Source organism: Vibrio sp. MM46, from assembly GCF_027587135.1.
Taxonomy (GTDB): domain Bacteria; phylum Pseudomonadota; class Gammaproteobacteria; order Enterobacterales; family Vibrionaceae; genus Vibrio; species Vibrio harveyi.
The window spans coordinates 1-572 of record NZ_JAPPTO010000103.1; the positions used below are offsets into that span (position 1 = coordinate 1).

At 42.5% G+C, this 572-nt stretch carries 1 protein-coding gene; it reads right to left on the bottom strand.

The window, feature by feature from the left end:
* Window positions 1-85 precede the first annotated feature (85 nt).
* The gene (locus tag OH459_RS28115) at window positions 86-544 is read right to left on the bottom strand and encodes a GNAT family N-acetyltransferase (RefSeq protein ID WP_005445727.1); all 459 of its coding nucleotides are present in this window, start codon (window positions 542-544) and stop codon (window positions 86-88) included.
* Window positions 545-572 lie beyond the last annotated feature (28 nt).

A 572-nucleotide genomic window follows, 5' to 3' on the forward strand; every position in this document is an offset into this window, starting at 1 on the left:
GCATACCACCTTAAACACTAAAACCAACGCACAGTGAAAATGCCACGCGTTGCGAATCCCTCTTGAACAGTTTGTTATGTGCGTGCTAATTGAGGTACTTTTGCCAATGTTGCTGCCCTGTCAAAACTACTCTGTAATCTTCGTAGTCCAATGAGCTGTAGAGCTTTTTAGCTGCAACATTATCATCACCGACCTCTAGTGTGATTTTGAGGTAATCATTATCACGACAATACTGTTCGATACCATTCAGTTGCGCTTTACCCACACCTTTACCACGAAAGTTGTCCGACACCATAAAATCATGGACATTCATCACTCTTTGCGCACGATAAGTTGAGAACGATTCAAAGCAAACCGCAAAACCGGCAGGCTTATTGTCGACAAAACTGATAAATCCGTGGAAATAAGGCAGCGCAAACAGCTGAGCAATAACAGAGGGATCTAGTTCAACCGAGAAGCCCGATAGGTACTCTCTGAACAAAGTCTCGTATATAACTTTATCCTCAACACTTTCTGTTTCGATACGTCTGATTGTGATTTCCATATTCATTTCCACCAAAGCACATAACGCC

Bases quoted from the DNA above. Each gene is read 5' to 3' on its own strand.
- OH459_RS28115 (WP_005445727.1), bottom strand. From the start codon at position 544: ATGGAAATCACAATCAGACGTATCGAAACAGAAAGTGTTGAGGATAAA.